Raw genomic sequence first — 16,060 nt, forward strand, 5'->3', positions numbered from 1 at the left:
GTTATCTCAGTTGTGTCAGCGCCGTTCGCATCCCGTGAACGATGATGTTTTGCAGGTGTTGGCTTACCGCAGCCACCAGCCCTGGCTGCCGGGTTAAATCTTCGCCCCAGTGGTTGGCATCGCTCAGAACCGTGCTGACCAGTTGTTCCACGGGCAGCTGTTGCGCCTGCACTGCTGGCCAGAGTTCGGCATAGCGTTGCAGCCAGTGGGCATCGTCCTGCAACGGCCAACTTTTATCGCCCTGCTGACCGCGATAAAACGCCAGCAACGCGGCAAAGGCGAAGGTCAGGCGCGGCGGCCAGCTACCCTGTTGTTGCTGCGCCAGCAATAGCTGCGGCAGCAGGCGGGTACGGAATTTGGTCATGCCGTTCAGCGCGATAGAAAGCAGTGCATGGCGAATAAATGGGTTACGGAAACGGCGCTGTACCGCAGCAGCAAAGGCATGCAGCTCAGCAGGCGGCAAGTCGAGAGTGGGGATCACTTCATCGCGCAGTAACGCTTCAACAAAGCCCGCGATCTGCGCATCGTCCATCGCTTCTCCGACGCTCTCCAGACCGGACTGGAACGCCACCGGTACCATCGCAGTGTGCGCGCCGTTGAGGATCGCCACTTTTTGCGCCTTGTAAGGGGTGATGTCTTCCACCAGCTTCACTTCAGGTGCCAGCACGGCCAACTTCAGCTCTTGTGCCAGTGCCGCCGGTCCCTGAATCACAAACTGGTAATACACCTCACCCGCCACCAGGAAACGATCTTCGTAACCCAGTTGGGTAGCGATAGCTTCACTGTCGGCCGGGAAGCCGGTGACGATACGATCAACCAGCGTGTTGTAGAACGCGCAATGCTGCTGTACCCAGTGGGCAAATGCCTGCGGTAACTGCCAGTGGTCGGCATAGCGCAGTACCAGCGCGCGGAGCGTATCGCCGTTGTAGTCGATCAATTCGCAGGGAACGATTAACCAGCCCTTAGCAGCGTCCCCGGCAAAATGCTGGTAACGCGCCCACAGCAGCTGGGTCAGCTTGCCGGGAAAGGAGGAGGCTGGCGCATCGGTCAGTTGATCCTGTTCGGCAAACGCAATGCCTGCTTCCGTGGTGTTGGAGAACACAAAACGCATCTCTGGCGCGCGCGCCAGGGCCAGAAAATCGTCGAATTGTTGATAGGGTTGAATTTCCCGGTTGAGGCTGCGAATCAGGCGGGTTTCGCTCACCTGCTCACCCGCCGCATTCAGCCCGCGAATCAGCGTGGTGTACAACCCATCCTGCTGATTCAGCGAGTCTTTCACTTCTCGATTACGCGGCCGCACCACCACCACACCGGCATCGGTACCCTGATGCTCATTGAGCCAGTCGAGTTGCCAGTCAATAAAGGCGCGCAGAAAATTCCCTTCGCCAAACTGGATTACGCGGTCGGTATAGCGCGGGCCGGGAAAGTCGTGACGGTTTAGCCGCTGCATCATCAGGCTCCTAACTCAATGTCGAAGTAATCACGGGCATTGTTGAAGCAGATGTTTTGTACCATCTGCCCCAGCAGCGCTTCGTCGGCAGGTGCTTCGCCGCGTTCCACCCAATTGCCGATCATCTGGCACAGCAGGCGGCGGAAATATTCGTGACGGGTATAGGACAGGAAGCTACGGCTGTCGGTCAACATGCCGACAAAACGGCTCAACAGGCCAATCTGCGCCAGTTGCGTCATTTGACGCTGCATGCCATCGAGCTGATCGTTGAACCACCATGCCGAGCCAAACTGCATCTTGCCCGGTTCCCCTTCACCCTGGAAATTCCCGGCCATCGTCGCCAGTACTTCGTTGTCGCGCGGGTTTAGGCAATACAGGATGGTTTTCGGTAATGCGTTTTGCCGATTTTGTGCATCCAACAGACGAGCCAGCGGGATCGCCAGCGGCGCATCGTTGATAGAATCGAAACCGGTATCCGGTCCCAGCAGCTCAAAGTGGTGACGATTAGCGTTACGCAGCGCACCGATGTGGTACTGCTGCGCCCAACCGCGACGGGCATATTCACTGCCCAGCCACACCAGCACCGCCGTTTTGAATTGCGCGGTTTCTTCGCTGGATGGGGAACCACCCTGCAAACGACGCGTCAGGATGCCATCAAGTGTGGCCTCATCAGCTTCTGCATACACCACCACATCCAGCGCATGATCGGAAATCTTGCAGCCGTGAGCGGCAAAGTGATCAAGGCGTTTGCTTAAGGCACGACGTAGATCGTCAAAACGCTGCACGCTGACATCCGCCACTTGCTCCAGCTTGTGGATCCACGGCAGGAAGGTTTCCAGCTCAATGTTAAAGGCTTTGTCCGGACGCCAGCTCGGCAGCACTTTGACGCTGAAGCTGTCATCCTGCGCCAGGGCGCGATGATGCTGTAAATCGTCAAGCGGGTCGTCGGTGGTGCCGACCATTTTCACCTTCATCTGCTGCATAATGCCGCGTGCGGTAAAGGCATCCTGTGCCAGCAACGCATTGCAGCGATCCCAAATGTCATCTGCCGTCTGCTCAGACAGCAACACATTGGTGATGCCAAAGGGGCGGCGCAGTTCGAGGTGCGTCCAGTGATACAACGGATTACCAATGGTGTGCGGCACGGTACGCGCCCAGGCATTGAATTTTTCACGGTCGGTGGCGTTGCCGGTGCAAAGGGCTTCCGGTACGCCATTGGCGCGCATCGCTCGCCATTTGTAGTGATCGCCTTTCAGCCAGATGTCATAGAGGTTGGTAAAGCGGTAATTTTCGGCAATCTGCTGTGGCGGCAAGTGACAGTGATAGTCGAAAATCGGCTGGTCTTTGGCGTAGTCATGATAAAGACGACGCGCAAATTCGCTTTCCAGTAAAAAATCCTCAGTCATAAAACGCGACATACCTGCTTCCTCATTTTTGTAGCCCGTTGGCTAATGACACAAAGTTATCATACCAATTTTGATAAACGGCGGAATTCTTTGCGACGAACCTCACATTAATGACAGATCTTTGATGTGGATATGGACAAAAAAGCCGCAAAAATACCGCTAACCTGCTGTTATTACGTCGAAGAACAGTATCACACACGCCTTGAAGGGTTTTTGTGATGGCTCTCAACTTTTAAAGTTGTATAACAAGTTAACCTCTCGCTCCATTGATGCCAGACCGATGGCACAGGCAAGGAAATAAAGGCGCGTTTCAGCGTCTGCGGGCGTGAAGAGAGCTGTCTCACGAGCAGTCCCGCTCCAGATAACAACAGCGGCAACGCCGCAACGACAAACTGGAAGAGGTTAATGATGCGTAAGATCAAAGGGCTACGCTGGTACATGATTGGACTGGTGACGATGGGCACCGTTCTGGGCTACCTGACGCGTAATACTATTGCCGTAGCAGCACCCACGCTGGCGACCCAGCTTCACATCACCACCCAGCAATATTCATATATCGTCGCCGCGTATTCGGCCTGTTACACCGTGATGCAACCGGTTGCTGGTTATGTGCTGGATATGCTGGGCACGAAGGTCGGCTATGCGGTGTTTGCGATACTTTGGGCTATCTTCTGCGCCGCCACTGCGTTAGCAGGGAGTTGGGGTGGGTTTGCGCTGGCGCGTGGTGCGGTCGGTGCCGCAGAAGCAGCCATGATCCCGGCAGGATTAAAAGCCAGCAGCGAGTGGTTTCCGGCCAAAGAACGTTCTGTGGCGGTGGGCTACTTCAATGTGGGTTCATCGATAGGTGCGATGCTGGCACCGCCGCTGGTGGTCTGGGCCATTGTGGCGCATAGCTGGCAGATGGCGTTTATCGTTACCGGGGTGCTGAGCATGATTTGGGCGCTGTGCTGGCTGGTGTTTTATAAACATCCGAAGCAGCAAACCAAGCTGAGCGAGGAAGAACGCCACTACATCATTGCCGGCCAGGAAGTACAGCATCAAACCGGTAACAACAGCAAAATGTCGGTTGGTCAGATTCTGCGTAATCGCCAGTTCTGGGGGATTGCGCTGCCACGTTTCCTGGCTGAACCTGCCTGGGGCACCTTCAATGCCTGGATTCCGCTGTTTATGTTTAAGGTGTATGGCTTCAATCTGAAAGAGATTGCGCTGTTCGCCTGGATGCCGATGCTGTTTGCTGACTTCGGCTGCATCCTGGGGGGTTATTTACCGCCGCTGTTTCAACGCTGGTTCGGTGTCAATCTGATCGTCTCACGTAAGTTGGTGGTCACGATGGGTGCAGTGCTGATGATTGGCCCCGGTACCATCGGCTTGTTTACCAGTCCGTATGTGGCAATTGGTCTGCTGTGTATCGGCGGTTTTGCTCACCAGGCCCTGTCCGGTGCGCTGATTACCCTGTCATCTGACGTGTTTGGTCGCAATGAAGTGGCAACCGCTAATGGCCTGACCGGTATGGCAGCCTGGACCGCCAGCACCCTGTTTGCCCTGGTGGTGGGTGCCCTGGCCGATACCCTCGGCTTTAGCCCGCTTTTTGCTGCTCTGGCGGTGTTTGACCTGATCGGCGCAGTCGTTATCTGGAGTGTGCTGAAAAACAAACCGGTTTCCGAAATGGAAAGCGCGCCACCCGTACAAACTGCGGCGGTCCGTAGTTAATCTCTTTGGGCTGGTGTGAGCCAGCCCATTTCTTCCGCCCGGCCGAAGTGGTATAACAACTCCTCGTTTACCTGCATAGCGGAACCGCGCAATGGACCTGACCGAATCCCGACGTCTTTATCAACAACTGGCCAGCGAGCTGAAACGCCGCATTGAAGCCGGAGAATACCCGGTGGGTGATAAACTTCCTGCCGAGCGTTTAATTGCTGAGGAGATGCAGGTCAGCCGTACCGTGGTACGTGAAGCGATCATCATGCTGGAAGTCGAAGGCTACGTGGAAGTGCGCAAAGGTTCAGGCATTCACGTTATTGCCAGCCAACAGCAAAACCGTATCGTGACCTCCAGTCAGTTGGAATTCGCCAGTTTTGGTCCATTTGAATTGTTGCAGGCACGTCAGCTGATTGAGAGTAATGTCGCGGAGTTCGCGGCAACCCAGGTGACTCGTCAGGATATCATCGCGCTGATGGCCATTCAGGAGAAGGCCCGCCAGGAAGACCATTTTCGTGATTCTGAATGGGATATGCAGTTCCACGTCCGCATTGCACAATCGACGCAGAACAGCGCCTTAGCCGCCATTGTCGAGAAGATGTGGTTGCACCGCCTGCATAACCCCTATTGGCTGAAATTGCATGAGCATATTGATCAGCGCAACATCCTCAGTTGGTGCGATGATCACGATCAAATTCTGAAAGCACTCATCCGCAAAGATCCCGCCGCCAGTAAGCTGGCTATGTGGCAACATCTGGAAAATACTAAACAGATGTTGTTTAACGCTACCGCAGACGATTTTGAGTTTAATGTCGATCGTTACATGTTTGCTGAAAACCCGGTCATCCTGCCGGAAGGCACTGATAATTCCCGCTAATTTTGCTGATTTTTCCGGCAGGAAAGTCAGTTAATCTGCAATAGTGTCAGCTCATGTAAAGCTCCTTTTGACCAGTTGCATCTAAAGGTAAAACTCCTCTCTTGCGGGAACTTTCTACTGTCTCAGATCCATGATTTTTGTTACAGTTATCGCCCTTTTCTTACCCTTTGCGACAGGGCATTAAAAAGTTGCTGATTTAACAATCAATTCTGGAAGGATCCGGAAAATCCGGCTCAGCTGCGCTCCTAAAATGCATAACCAAACTGCCAGCTAGTGCTCCAGCCCTTCGGGCACGTTTAACAATGATGTTCAGGACCGATTGATGGATATTTTGCAGGCATTACTGCATGCCTTATGGCAGCAGGATTTTGAAACCCTTTCCGACCCGACACTGGTGTGGGCCATTTATGGCGTGCTGTTCATGATTCTCTTCCTTGAGAACGGCCTGCTGCCCGCTGCATTTCTGCCCGGCGATAGCTTGCTGATTCTGGTTGGCGTGCTGATCGCCAAAGGCACCATGAACTTTCCACTCACCATTCTGGTCCTGACCACCGGTGCCAGCCTCGGTTGCTGGGTTAGCTACATTCAGGGACGCTGGCTGGGGAATACCCCCACGGTACAAAAATGGCTTTCTCATTTACCCGCGCAATATCATCAACGCGCGCACAGCCTGTTCCATCGTCATGGGCTTTCCGCCCTGCTGATTGGCCGTTTTATCGCGTTTGTGCGCACTCTGCTGCCAACCATTGCCGGGTTATCTGGCCTCAGCAATGCGCGTTTCCAGTTCTTTAACTGGGTGAGCGGTTTGCTGTGGGTAGTGATCCTTACAGTGCTCGGTTTCGCACTTGGCAAAACCCCCATTTTCCGTCGCTATGAAGACGAATTGATGTTTTGCCTGATGATGCTTCCCCTGGTGTTGCTGGTGTTTGGTCTTGTCGGGTCACTGGTGGTGCTGTGGCGTAAACGTCAGTCTGATCAGAATGGGAAATCACAGTGATGAAAATTCTGACCCGCATCCCAAGGCGTCTTCTGCCCTGGTTGTTGGGCGCTGCGCTGGCTCTCGTTGCCATCAGTTTCGCCCCTGCGCTGCTGAGCCATGAAACTGTGGTGCAGATTCGCGTTGCCAACAGCGGCACCCCGCTGCCGGATGGCTTCTATCTGTATCAGCAACTCTCCGCCCAGGGCGTGCGCATTAAAAGCATCACGCCTTCTGGTGATGCATTGGTGATTCATTTCGAAAACGAAGAGCAAAGCCTGGCCGCACAGAAGGTACTGCGTCGCCTGCTGCCACAAGGTTTTGTTGTGGCCGCCGGTCATCAGGCATCGCAGCAAAATCAGGACCCCAGTCGTCTGACTTACAGCTAAATTGCGTCGTCCGGATACTCGTCCGGGCGACCACAACCCTCGCTATCCCCGCGTCTTCTTTGAATTTTTTCATCCGCTGTCTATGCTTAAAGGTAGCGCGAGCACAAGACAAGCTGGGAAGCCTCTCCTGCCCGGTTTGCGGCAGGTCATTCACAAAGGAAGGTTTTACCTGATGAAACGTCAATTACTCCTGGGTGCTGTTCTCCTCTCCCTCTCCGGCTCACTTCTGGCAGCAGAGTCACTATGTCAGCAGAAGGAGCAGGACATTCAGCGCGAAATTGGTATGGCAAAGCAGCATGATAACCAGCGCCGGGTAAACGGGCTGGAGCGTGCGCTAACCGAAGTGCGCGCCAGTTGTACCGATGAAAAACTGAAAGCTGCACATCATGAGCGTATTGAGGCGCAAAAGCATGATGTCGCCGAACGTGAGCGTGAGTTGAAAGAAGAGCGCCAGGAAGGTAATGACAAAGAGAAGATCGCTAAACGCGAGCGCAAGCTGGAAGAAGCGCAGCACGAGTTAAAGCAACTCGAAGCTGAACGCTATTAATCGGACTTACTGTTACATGCCCTAAATAATTCAGGTTACAGGAAGGCGGCAAGCTCATAGACTTCAGGAGCTTACTCCAGTAAGTGACTGAGGTATATGAACGCAGCCAACGTACCTGTAGCCTGAAGTATGACGGGCATAAAAGGAGATTTTCATGGCTAAAGAACCAACATCAGAACATTTGCGTGCCGAACTGAAAAACCTGGCCGACACCCTGGAAGAAGTGCTGAGCAGCACCGGCGAGAAGTCAAAGACTGAGCTGGATAAATTGCGTCAGAAAGCCCGCGAAGCCCTCGACACTTCGCGTGAACGCCTGGGCGAGTCTGGCGAACGCCTGGCGCAATCCACCCGCGAAGCCGCACATAAAGCAGATGATTACGTGCGTGAAAATCCCTGGCACGGCGTCGGTATTGGTGCTGCGGTGGGTGTGGTCATCGGCATTCTGCTTTCACGGCGTTAATGATGAGTGACAGTCAGCAAAGCCACGGCCCGGGCAAAGGGGTCATCAACATTGGTCAACGTATCGTTACCACGTTGGTCAGTATCGTTGAGACACGCGTCCGCCTGGCAGTGGTGGAACTGGAAGAGGAAAAAGCCAACCTGATTCAGATGCTGATGATGGTGGGCCTTACCATGCTGTTTACCGCTTTCGGGTTAATGAGCCTGATGGTGCTGATCATCTGGGCGGTGGATGCGCAATATCGGCTGATGGCGATTGCGATTACCACTGCCGTCCTGTTCCTGCTGGCGCTGATTTTTGGTGTCTGGACACTGCGTAAATCCCGCCAGTCCACACTGCTGCGCCATACGCGCAAAGAGCTGGATACCGATCGCAAACTGCTGGAGGAGCATCGCTCATGAGCCGCCGCGAGCGCGAAGCACGCATCCACGCATTGCTGAATCAGGTACAACAGCAACGGCTGGATCTGAGCGCAGTCAGGCGTGACTGGCTGGAGAGCACCGCGCAGTATGATCGGGGCTGGCTCACCTTCCTCAGTTTGCGCCGCTATCTGGCGATTGGTAGCAGCGCGCTGGCAATCTGGTCAATTCGCAGCCCTAATCGGCTACTACGCTGGGCGAAACGCGGCTTTGGGCTATGGAGCACCTGGCGGATGATCAAATCAGCGCTGCCACCACGTTAGGCTAACTCCTTCTGACAACGGACCTTTTTCAGGTCCGTTTTTCCTTTAATCAGAATTCCTGAACAACATCGACAGATTATCTCGCTTACAACCTTTCCAACCCGCGATTATCATCTCTAGCCATCAGCCCAATGAATCACAAGGCGTGATTCGACGGGATACATTGCCGCAGGCCAGCAACCTGCAATAAAAACCTTGTTGGAGTAGATGATGAAAAAATTCGAAGATTCTGGCCTGTTACTGGCACGCGTTCTGATGACCATTCTGTTTATCACCGCTGGCTGGGGCAAACTGACCGGTTATGCAGGCACCGCACAGTACATGCAGTCAATGGGCGTCCCTGGCTTCCTGTTGCCGCTGGTAATTCTGCTGGAACTGGGTGGCGGTCTGGCGATTCTGTTCGGCTTCCTGACCCGCTTCACGGCGCTGTTTACTGCCGGCTTCACCATTCTGACGGCGTTCCTGTTCCACAGTAACTTCGCTGAAGGTGTTAACCAGCTGATGTTTATGAAAAACCTGTCAATCGCTGGTGGTTTCCTGGTGCTGGGTCTGGTTGGTCCAGGTGCATACAGCATCGACCGTCTGATTCGTCAGCGTTTCCAGACTGCAACCGCACGCTAAGTACACAAGCAGCGTATACTGAAAAGGGGCGAGGATATTCCTCGCCCCATTTTTTTGTGGAGGGCTTATGGGACAACTGATTGACGGTGTCTGGCATGACACCTGGTACGATACGAAGTCAACCGGTGGCCGCTTCAAACGTACAGAAGCGGTGTGGCGTAACTGGGTTACCGCTGATGGCAGCGCGGGTCCCACCGGGAAAGCCGGTTTTGCCGCCGAACGCGACCGCTATCATTTATACGTTTCACTCGCCTGCCCGTGGGCGCATCGTACTCTGCTGATGCGCAAGCTGAAGGGACTGGAAGAGATGATTTCCGTGTCGGTGGTACATCCGCTGATGCTGGAAAATGGCTGGACCTTCGACGACGATTTCCCCGACGCTACCGGCGATTCGCTATATCAGAACGAATACCTGTATCAACTCTATCTGCATGCCGATCCTCACTACAGTGGGCGCGTTACCGTGCCAGTGCTGTGGGACAAACATCAGCACACCATTGTCAGCAATGAATCGGCCGACATCATTCGGATGTTGAATAGCGCGTTTGATGCGCAGGGCGCACGCGCTGGCGATTACTACCCCGAGGCGTTGCGGCCACAAATTGATGAGCTGAATAGCTGGATTTACGACACGGTAAACAATGGCGTGTATAAATCGGGCTTCGCCACTTCGCAGGCTGCTTATGATGAATCGGTAACGGCGCTGTTCCATTCACTGGCGCGCCTGGAGCAGATCCTGGGTCAGCATCGCTATCTGACCGGCGATCAATTGACCGAAGCCGATCTGCGTCTGTGGACCACCCTGGTACGTTTTGATCCGGTATATGTCACGCATTTCAAGTGCGATCGCCACCGGATCAGCGATTATCGCAACCTCAGCGGCTTTCTGCGTGATATTTACCAAATGCCAGGGATTGCCGAAACCGTCAATCTGCCGCATATCCGTCATCACTATTATTGCAGCCATAAGACCATCAACCCGAGTGGGGTGATCTCGCTTGGACCGGCATTTAACTGGGATGAGCCGCACGGACGGGGATAAATTCGTAGCTACCGTCTTGAACGTCAAGCGGTAGCTGCGTAATTTTCATCCCACTTCATCCGCGTTTTCAGCACCCCGAAGCACTGATGAACCAGCTTGCGCATCACCGCTCCAGGCGCGGCCTTGCTGGCTTTGCCCTTCGCGATTAGCCTCTGGTACAGCGCCTTCGCCGGGGCATTCCACCTGATCGCCACGATCGCCGCCATATACAGTTTCGCCCTTACGTCTGCCGGGCCTGTTTTTGACATCCGCGCACGCCCCCTGACTGAGCTCCCGGACGTTTTTTCCACCGGTACCACACCCAGCCACGCAGCGACCTGTGAAGCACACCGGAACGGACACGAGCGCAGCACCGACAGCATTGTCGTGCCCACCACGCTGCCTATTCCTTTTATCGATTCCAGCAGCTCACGGTCTTCCTTCAGACCCGGATGATTATCTGTGTGGTCTGAGATGAGCGCTTCAATACGCTTCAGCTCGTCCCTGTGGGCTTTCAGGGTTCTCTCCAGCGAGTCAATGATTTCAGGCGCTGTGCGGGTTGAATGGGCTTTTTCCAGTCGGTTCTCCGCCCGCTGGACATCAGCCTGAAGTGAGTCCCGCAGACGCACCAGCTCCCGAAGTTTACGGACCTCCGGGGAGGGTGGCACCCAGGCATCAGGCTGTTTCAGCTCGCCATAACGGGCCAGGATGTAAGCATCAACGGAGTCGTTTTTAGTCAGGATAGCCATTCCACGGGCGAACTCCCTGACCCGCTGAGGATTGCTGATGCAGACCGTGACGGGGGTATTTTCATGAAGACTGAAGGCGACGTTTTCGTGATAAATGCCGGTCGCTTCGAGCACCACCATCACCTGTTCAGGATGGCATTTTTGCCTGATTAACCAGTCATTTATCTCCCGGCCGGCGTCGGGATGATTTTTGAGGGTTTTGGTTTTCTTTTTCCCGTTGCCGGGCAACAGGCAGAGGTCGAGTTTGTTTTTACTGACATCAATACCGAGATAAATCATAAGACAGCTCCCTTTCACATGAACCATCACGCCATCTTGCCTTGTACATACGAAGTCAGAGCTTCTGGTTACCGTTCAGAGTAGATGCTGGCGTGAAAGGAGAAACGGAGGACTTTAAGCTACGGCACAAGATCGGGTCTTAAGCGGCGCGACAAGCTGCCTCCGTTTCGTGTAACGGGTAGCTAACCAGTTACAACTTCAAGATACAAGCGGCGCGATTTATCGCGCGGATTTTTCTGGCACCGAGCACGGAATAGCGCGATAAATCGCGCCGCTACGGTTCAGTGCATGCTGAAAACAAAAACCCCGCCGAAGCGGGGTTTTTGCATTAAAAAGCCGAAACTGACCGATAAGCCACGTTCTTTTCATAGAAAGAGGAGTGGACAGTTATTCATTCCGGGCAAAAACAAAAACCCCGCCGAAGCGGGGTTTTTGCATTAAAAAGCCGAAACTGACCGATAAGCCGCGTTCTTTTCATAGAAAGAGGAGTGGACAGTTATTCATTCCGGGCAAAAACAAAAACCCCGCCGAAGCGGGGTTTTTGCATTAAAAAGTCGAAACTGACCGATAAGCCGGGTTCTGTCGTGGACAGTCATTCATCTAGGCCAGCAATCGCTCACTGGCTCAAGCAGCCTACCCGGGTTCAGTACGGGCCGTACCTTGTGAACCCCTATTTGGCCTTGCTCCGGGTGGAGTTTACCGTGCCGCGAACTGTTACCAGCCGCGCGGTGCGCTCTTACCGCACCCTTTCACCCTTACCTGATCCCATTACTGGGCCATCGGCGGTTTGCTCTCTGTTGCACTGGTCGTAGGCTTGCGCCCCCCAGGCGTTACCTGGCACCCTGCCCTATGGAGCCCGGACTTTCCTCCCCTCTGCCCGTCTCCCCCCGAAGAGGGACGACGACAAAGCGGCGACTGTCTGGTCAGCTTCGGCGCGGGATAATAGGCGATCCGCCGTCGTTTGTCACGCCTCTTGCTGATCGAGTGCGTAGCGATACAGTGCGTTCTTCTTCACACCGTGAATTTCCGCCGTCAGCGCAGCCGCCTTCTTCAAGGACAGCTCCTGTTGTAGCAGCGCCAGGGTGCGCAGCGCATCTGCCGGTAAGGCTTCTTCATCGGCCTTATGGCCCTCCACCACCAGCACCATCTCCCCTTTGCGGCGATTTTCATCTTCCAGCACCCAGGCCAATAGCTCGGCCACTGGCGCACCGTGCAATGACTCCCAGGTCTTCGTAATTTCCCGCGCCAACACCACATAACGTTCAGCCCCCAGCTCACTGACCATATCCTGTAAGCTATCGATTAAACGGTGGGTCGATTCGTAGAAGATCAGGGTGCGCGGCTCCTGCGCCAGAGCACGTAAAGCATCGCAGCGCGCCTTGGTTTTCGCCGGCAGAAACCCTTCGTAACAGAAACGATCGGACGGTAATCCCGCTGCGCTTAATGCTGTAATCGCCGCGCAGGCACCCGGTAAGGGCACCACGCGGATACCCGCTTCACGGCAACGACGCACCAGATGATAACCGGGATCGTTGATTAACGGCGTTCCGGCATCAGAAACCAGCGCAATGCTTTGGCCTTCCTGCAATTTGGCCAGCAGCACTTCGGCTTTCTGCTGCTCATTGTGGTCGTGAAGTGCGAACAGTCGCGCATTGATGGCGAAATGTTGTAGCAACAGCCCGGTATGACGTGTATCTTCCGCAGCGACCAGATCGACGCTCGCAAGCACCGTTAACGCACGCTGCGTAATATCACCCAGGTTACCGATCGGGGTAGGAACGATATAGAGCGTGCTGGCAGAAATGTCTGCCCGATCGAGTTGTTTCATTGTTTCATCCGAATTGCCGATTTAATATTGAGCATCTAGAAAAAAACATCACTGGATACAGTATGCTTCCTTCAAAAGTCTTACGTCGTAAAGCAGGACGCTTTGTACCTGTTCTTCTCGCTGGGCTAATTTTAGCCGCCTGTAGCGGTCAGGGACCACAGCAAACGTCTTCCGTCAATGTTCAGGGTCCGATCACGGCCCAGTCTGACTATTACCTGCAACAGGTGCAGCAAAGCAGCGATGATAGCAAGACCGACTGGCAATTACTTGCCATCCGTGCCTTGTTGAAGGAAGGAAAGTATCCACAGGCCAGCGATCAGATCAAACAATTGCCGCAGCAGCTCTCTGATGTGCAGCAGCAGGAATTACAGTTGCTGCGGGCGCAGATGCAGATTGGTCAGCAGGATTTCAACGGTGCACAGCAACTGTTGAGCCAGGTGAAAACCGACGGTCTGTCGCAGGATCAACAGGCGCGCTTCTACGGCCTGCAAATCGCTGCCGCTCAGAATCGTCCCTCGCTGGCATTGCTGCGCGCCTATATCGCTCAGGAACCGCTGCTGAAAGCGGCCGATCACCAGAGCAATATTGACGCCACCTGGCAGGCGCTGACGCAGATGACCAAAGATCAGCTCAACAGCCTGGTGATCAATGCCGACGAGAATACCTTGCAGGGCTGGCTGGATCTGCTCAACACCTGGCATACCAACAGCCAGGACCCGGAAATGCTGAAAGCCGCCATCAAGGATTGGCAAACACGCTATCCGCTCAATCCGGGTGCCAAAACCCTGCCGACCGCCCTGAGTCAGGTGCAGAACTTCAGCAAAGCTTCGACCAGCACCATCGCGTTGCTGCTGCCGCTGAATGGCCAGGCGCAGATCTTCGCCAACGCCATTCAGAAAGGCTTTAACGATGCGAAAAACGGTGTGCTAACCGCCCCGGCCGCAGCCCCACAACCACAGCCGACAGCGACACCGGCGAGCGCGGATGCCAGCGCCCAGCCGCAGCCAGCCGCTGCAACGCCAGATGCGACCGCCAATACCGTAGTCAGCCCGGCCGCTGCTGCCATCACCCCGGATCAAAGCACCCAGCCGCAACCTGCTGCTGCTGCACCTGCCCCGGCAGCCAGCGCAGGTGATAGCAATGCCCAGGTCAAGGTGTATGACACCAGCAGTCAGCCGATTCAGCAGGTGATGCAGCAGGCGCAGCAGGATGGCGCAACCATCGTCGTCGGCCCGCTGTTGAAAAGTGATGTAGAGACTGTCGCTAACAGCAACTCGCCGCTTAACGTACTGGCCCTGAACGAGCCGGAACAGATCCAGAACCATCCGAATATTTGTTACTTTGCGCTTTCTCCTGAAGACGAAGCGCGCGATGCCGCCCACCATATGTGGGATCAAGGCAAACGCCAGCCGCTGCTGCTGTTGCCGCGTAACAGTTATGGCGATCGTGTTGGTAAGGCCTTTGCGCAAGAGTGGCAGACGCTGGGTGGTTCGACCGTGTTGCAACAACGTTTTGGTTCCGTCAGCGAGCTGAAACAGGGTATCAACAGCGGTGCCGGTATCAACCTGAGTGGCACACCGCTGGTGGTGGAACCCGCACAGTCGCAGGGCGTATCGATTGCCGGATTGAACATCCCGGCGCCGCAGACCAGCACCCCGGTAGCCGATACCAGCGGTGGCAGCCTTGATGCGGTGTATATCGTCGCCAACCAGGATGAGCTACAGCTGATCAAGCCGATGATTGCGATGCGTACCAGCAGCCGCAACAATATCGCGTTGTACGCCAGCTCACGCAGCTTCCAGGCCGGTGCGGGTCCGGACTTCCGTCTGGAGATGGATGGCTTACAATTCAGTGACATTCCGCTGCTTTCGGGTAGCAACCCGGCGCTGATGCAGCAAGCGGCGAAGTCGTTTAACAATGATTATTCGCTGGTACGCCTGTACGCAATGGGCATTGATGCCTGGACGTTGGCGAACCACTTTAACCAGATGCGTCAGGTTCCGGGCTTTGCCATTGATGGCAACACCGGCAAGCTGAGCGCCACCCCGGATTGCGTGATCAACAGGAAGTTGGCATGGAACCAGTATCGTCAGGGACAAATCGTTCCGGTACAGTAAATCGCCAGCGCATTGGCGCTGAGCAAGAGCAGCAGGCGCGCCGCTATCTGGAGCGCGCCGGGCTGCAATGGATTGCCAGCAATGTTCGCTGTCGCAGCGGTGAGATTGACCTCATCATGCAGGATGGCGACTGCTGGGTCTTTGTCGAAGTGCGCTATCGACGCGATGCGCGTTTTGGCGGTGCAGCCGCCAGCGTAACGCGTCAGAAACAACAAAAGCTACTCCGTACCGCAGCGCTATGGCTGCTGGGACGTAACGGCAGTTTTGACACGGTAAATTGCCGCTTTGACATCATAGCCATTACCGGGCGCGAGCTGGAGTGGCTGCCCGATGCCTTTCATGCCGATGTGTAGAACCAGGTGGTCTTGTGCAGGACAGAATTAAAGCGTGTTTTACCGAAAGTATTCAGACTCAAATCGCTGCCGCCGAGGCGCTGCCGGATGCCATTTCCCGTGCGGCCATGACGTTGGTGCAGTCGCTGCTGAGCGGTAACAAAATCCTTAGCTGTGGTAATGGCGCGTCAGCGGCCAACGCTCAGCATTTTTCCGCCAGTATGATCAACCGGTTTGAGACCGAACGCCCCAGCCTGCCCGCGCTGGCGCTCAGTGCCGACAACGTAATGCTGACGGCCATTGGTAACGATCGGTTGCACGATGAAATTTATGCCAAGCAGGTGCGAGCGCTTGGCCAGGCCGGTGATGTTCTGCTGGCCATTTCCACCCGTGGCAACACCCGTGACATTATTAAAGCGGTTGAAGCTGCGGTTACACGCGATATGACCATCGTGGCGCTGACCGGCTACGACGGCGGTGAGCTGGCCGGCCTGCTCGGCCCACACGATGTGGAAATTCGCATTCCGTCACATCGCAGTGCGCGTATTCAGGAGATGCATATGCTGACGCTGAACTGCCTGTGCGATTTGATCGATAACACCTTGTTCCCCCACCAGGAATGACTGAA

17 protein-coding genes and 1 other RNA gene are annotated in these 16,060 nt (G+C 55.0%); 13 read left to right on the top strand and 5 right to left on the bottom strand.

Annotated elements, in window-relative coordinates; all coding sequences use genetic code 11:
• Position 1: 1 nt before the first annotated feature.
• Both AC6I8T_RS18195 and uxaC read right to left on the bottom strand, forming a co-directional pair.
• Positions 2-1,450, bottom strand: coding sequence for a tagaturonate reductase (locus AC6I8T_RS18195; protein WP_208725586.1), 1,449 nt, complete (start codon positions 1,448-1,450; stop codon positions 2-4).
• Between the two features lie 2 nt (positions 1,451-1,452).
• Entirely contained in the window at positions 1,453-2,868 is a 1,416-nt protein-coding gene (gene uxaC / locus AC6I8T_RS18200) for a glucuronate isomerase (protein ID WP_497834216.1), read from the bottom strand.
• A gap of 396 nt (positions 2,869-3,264) precedes the next feature.
• Here uxaC and AC6I8T_RS18205 point away from each other — a divergent pair, with 396 nt between their 5' ends.
• The 10 genes from AC6I8T_RS18205 to AC6I8T_RS18250 all read left to right on the top strand — a co-directional run bounded on the left by AC6I8T_RS18205 (position 3,265) and on the right by AC6I8T_RS18250 (position 10,148).
• On the top strand, positions 3,265-4,566 hold the full coding sequence (locus AC6I8T_RS18205) for an MFS transporter (protein ID WP_036625639.1): 1,302 nt from the start codon (positions 3,265-3,267) through the stop codon (positions 4,564-4,566).
• 91 nt (positions 4,567-4,657) lie between these two features.
• Positions 4,658-5,431 carry a transcriptional regulator ExuR gene (gene exuR / locus AC6I8T_RS18210; RefSeq protein WP_021183520.1) on the top strand — a complete coding sequence of 258 codons (774 nt, stop codon included), beginning with the start codon at positions 4,658-4,660 and terminating at the stop codon, positions 5,429-5,431.
• A 322-nt stretch (positions 5,432-5,753) separates the two neighbouring features.
• Entirely contained in the window at positions 5,754-6,428 is a 675-nt protein-coding gene (locus AC6I8T_RS18215) for a DedA family protein (protein ID WP_013510637.1), read from the top strand.
• On the top strand, positions 6,428-6,796 hold the full coding sequence (mzrA, locus tag AC6I8T_RS18220; RefSeq protein WP_021183521.1) for an EnvZ/OmpR regulon moderator MzrA: 369 nt from the start codon (positions 6,428-6,430) through the stop codon (positions 6,794-6,796). Before AC6I8T_RS18215 ends, mzrA begins: the two co-directional genes overlap by 1 nt.
• A 172-nt stretch (positions 6,797-6,968) precedes the next feature.
• Positions 6,969-7,343, top strand: a complete 375-nt coding sequence (locus AC6I8T_RS18225; RefSeq protein ID WP_021183522.1) for a DUF1090 family protein — start codon at positions 6,969-6,971, stop codon at positions 7,341-7,343.
• A 154-nt stretch (positions 7,344-7,497) separates the two neighbouring features.
• Positions 7,498-7,803, top strand: a complete 306-nt coding sequence (locus tag AC6I8T_RS18230; protein ID WP_208724244.1) for an ElaB/YgaM/YqjD family protein — start codon at positions 7,498-7,500, stop codon at positions 7,801-7,803.
• A gap of 2 nt (positions 7,804-7,805) precedes the next feature.
• The gene (locus AC6I8T_RS18235) at positions 7,806-8,204 is read left to right on the top strand and encodes a phage holin family protein (protein ID WP_200864654.1); all 399 of its coding nucleotides are present in this window, start codon (positions 7,806-7,808) and stop codon (positions 8,202-8,204) included.
• Positions 8,201-8,485, top strand: a complete 285-nt coding sequence (locus AC6I8T_RS18240) for a YqjK-like family protein (RefSeq protein WP_497834217.1) — start codon at positions 8,201-8,203, stop codon at positions 8,483-8,485. The genes AC6I8T_RS18235 and AC6I8T_RS18240 overlap by 4 nt, the downstream gene beginning before the upstream one ends.
• A 210-nt stretch (positions 8,486-8,695) precedes the next feature.
• Entirely contained in the window at positions 8,696-9,106 is a 411-nt protein-coding gene (locus tag AC6I8T_RS18245; protein ID WP_036625565.1) for a DoxX family protein, read from the top strand.
• A gap of 67 nt (positions 9,107-9,173) precedes the next feature.
• Positions 9,174-10,148, top strand: coding sequence for a glutathione S-transferase family protein (locus AC6I8T_RS18250; RefSeq protein ID WP_497834218.1), 975 nt, complete (start codon positions 9,174-9,176; stop codon positions 10,146-10,148).
• A gap of 23 nt (positions 10,149-10,171) precedes the next feature.
• Here AC6I8T_RS18250 and AC6I8T_RS18255 read toward each other — a convergent pair whose 3' ends face one another.
• From AC6I8T_RS18255 to rsmI, 3 genes are all read right to left on the bottom strand, one after another.
• A complete protein-coding gene (locus tag AC6I8T_RS18255; RefSeq protein ID WP_497834219.1) occupies positions 10,172-11,155 on the bottom strand; it encodes an IS110 family RNA-guided transposase in 984 nt (327 codons plus the stop codon).
• 552 nt (positions 11,156-11,707) lie between these two features.
• Positions 11,708-12,086, bottom strand: an RNA gene (gene rnpB / locus AC6I8T_RS18260) — RNase P RNA component class A.
• 33 nt (positions 12,087-12,119) lie between these two features.
• Positions 12,120-12,983 carry a 16S rRNA (cytidine(1402)-2'-O)-methyltransferase gene (rsmI, locus tag AC6I8T_RS18265; protein ID WP_208724247.1) on the bottom strand — a complete coding sequence of 288 codons (864 nt, stop codon included), beginning with the start codon at positions 12,981-12,983 and terminating at the stop codon, positions 12,120-12,122.
• 62 nt (positions 12,984-13,045) lie between these two features.
• Here rsmI and AC6I8T_RS18270 point away from each other — a divergent pair, with 62 nt between their 5' ends.
• From AC6I8T_RS18270 to diaA, 3 genes are read left to right on the top strand one after another with little or no spacing between them, the layout of a single operon-like run.
• Complete coding sequence (locus AC6I8T_RS18270; protein WP_497834220.1) at positions 13,046-15,100, top strand: penicillin-binding protein activator; 2,055 nt, start codon at positions 13,046-13,048, stop codon at positions 15,098-15,100.
• Complete coding sequence (locus tag AC6I8T_RS18275; RefSeq protein ID WP_013510647.1) at positions 15,058-15,453, top strand: YraN family protein; 396 nt, start codon at positions 15,058-15,060, stop codon at positions 15,451-15,453. The genes AC6I8T_RS18270 and AC6I8T_RS18275 overlap by 43 nt, the downstream gene beginning before the upstream one ends.
• 14 nt (positions 15,454-15,467) lie before the next feature.
• A complete protein-coding gene (gene diaA / locus AC6I8T_RS18280; RefSeq protein WP_497834221.1) occupies positions 15,468-16,055 on the top strand; it encodes a DnaA initiator-associating protein DiaA in 588 nt (195 codons plus the stop codon).
• Positions 16,056-16,060 lie beyond the last annotated feature (5 nt).

The organism is Pantoea sp. X-Soil-OKNW-556 (assembly GCF_059730695.1).

Excerpts from the sequence above, each read along its gene's own strand:
- AC6I8T_RS18195 (WP_208725586.1), bottom strand. The coding sequence starts at position 1,450 with ATGCAGCGGCTAAACCGTCACGACTTTCCCGGCCCGCGCTATACCGAC.
- uxaC (WP_497834216.1), bottom strand. The coding sequence starts at position 2,868 with ATGTCGCGTTTTATGACTGAGGATTTTTTACTGGAAAGCGAATTTGCG.
- AC6I8T_RS18205 (WP_036625639.1), top strand. The coding sequence starts at position 3,265 with ATGCGTAAGATCAAAGGGCTACGCTGGTACATGATTGGACTGGTGACG.
- exuR (WP_021183520.1), top strand. The coding sequence starts at position 4,658 with ATGGACCTGACCGAATCCCGACGTCTTTATCAACAACTGGCCAGCGAG.
- AC6I8T_RS18215 (WP_013510637.1), top strand. The coding sequence starts at position 5,754 with ATGGATATTTTGCAGGCATTACTGCATGCCTTATGGCAGCAGGATTTT.
- mzrA (WP_021183521.1), top strand. The coding sequence starts at position 6,428 with ATGAAAATTCTGACCCGCATCCCAAGGCGTCTTCTGCCCTGGTTGTTG.
- AC6I8T_RS18225 (WP_021183522.1), top strand. The coding sequence starts at position 6,969 with ATGAAACGTCAATTACTCCTGGGTGCTGTTCTCCTCTCCCTCTCCGGC.
- AC6I8T_RS18230 (WP_208724244.1), top strand. The coding sequence starts at position 7,498 with ATGGCTAAAGAACCAACATCAGAACATTTGCGTGCCGAACTGAAAAAC.
- AC6I8T_RS18235 (WP_200864654.1), top strand. The coding sequence starts at position 7,806 with ATGAGTGACAGTCAGCAAAGCCACGGCCCGGGCAAAGGGGTCATCAAC.
- AC6I8T_RS18240 (WP_497834217.1), top strand. The coding sequence starts at position 8,201 with ATGAGCCGCCGCGAGCGCGAAGCACGCATCCACGCATTGCTGAATCAG.
- AC6I8T_RS18245 (WP_036625565.1), top strand. The coding sequence starts at position 8,696 with ATGAAAAAATTCGAAGATTCTGGCCTGTTACTGGCACGCGTTCTGATG.
- AC6I8T_RS18250 (WP_497834218.1), top strand. The coding sequence starts at position 9,174 with ATGGGACAACTGATTGACGGTGTCTGGCATGACACCTGGTACGATACG.
- AC6I8T_RS18255 (WP_497834219.1), bottom strand. The coding sequence starts at position 11,155 with ATGATTTATCTCGGTATTGATGTCAGTAAAAACAAACTCGACCTCTGC.
- rsmI (WP_208724247.1), bottom strand. The coding sequence starts at position 12,983 with ATGAAACAACTCGATCGGGCAGACATTTCTGCCAGCACGCTCTATATC.
- AC6I8T_RS18270 (WP_497834220.1), top strand. The coding sequence starts at position 13,046 with ATGCTTCCTTCAAAAGTCTTACGTCGTAAAGCAGGACGCTTTGTACCT.
- AC6I8T_RS18275 (WP_013510647.1), top strand. The coding sequence starts at position 15,058 with ATGGAACCAGTATCGTCAGGGACAAATCGTTCCGGTACAGTAAATCGC.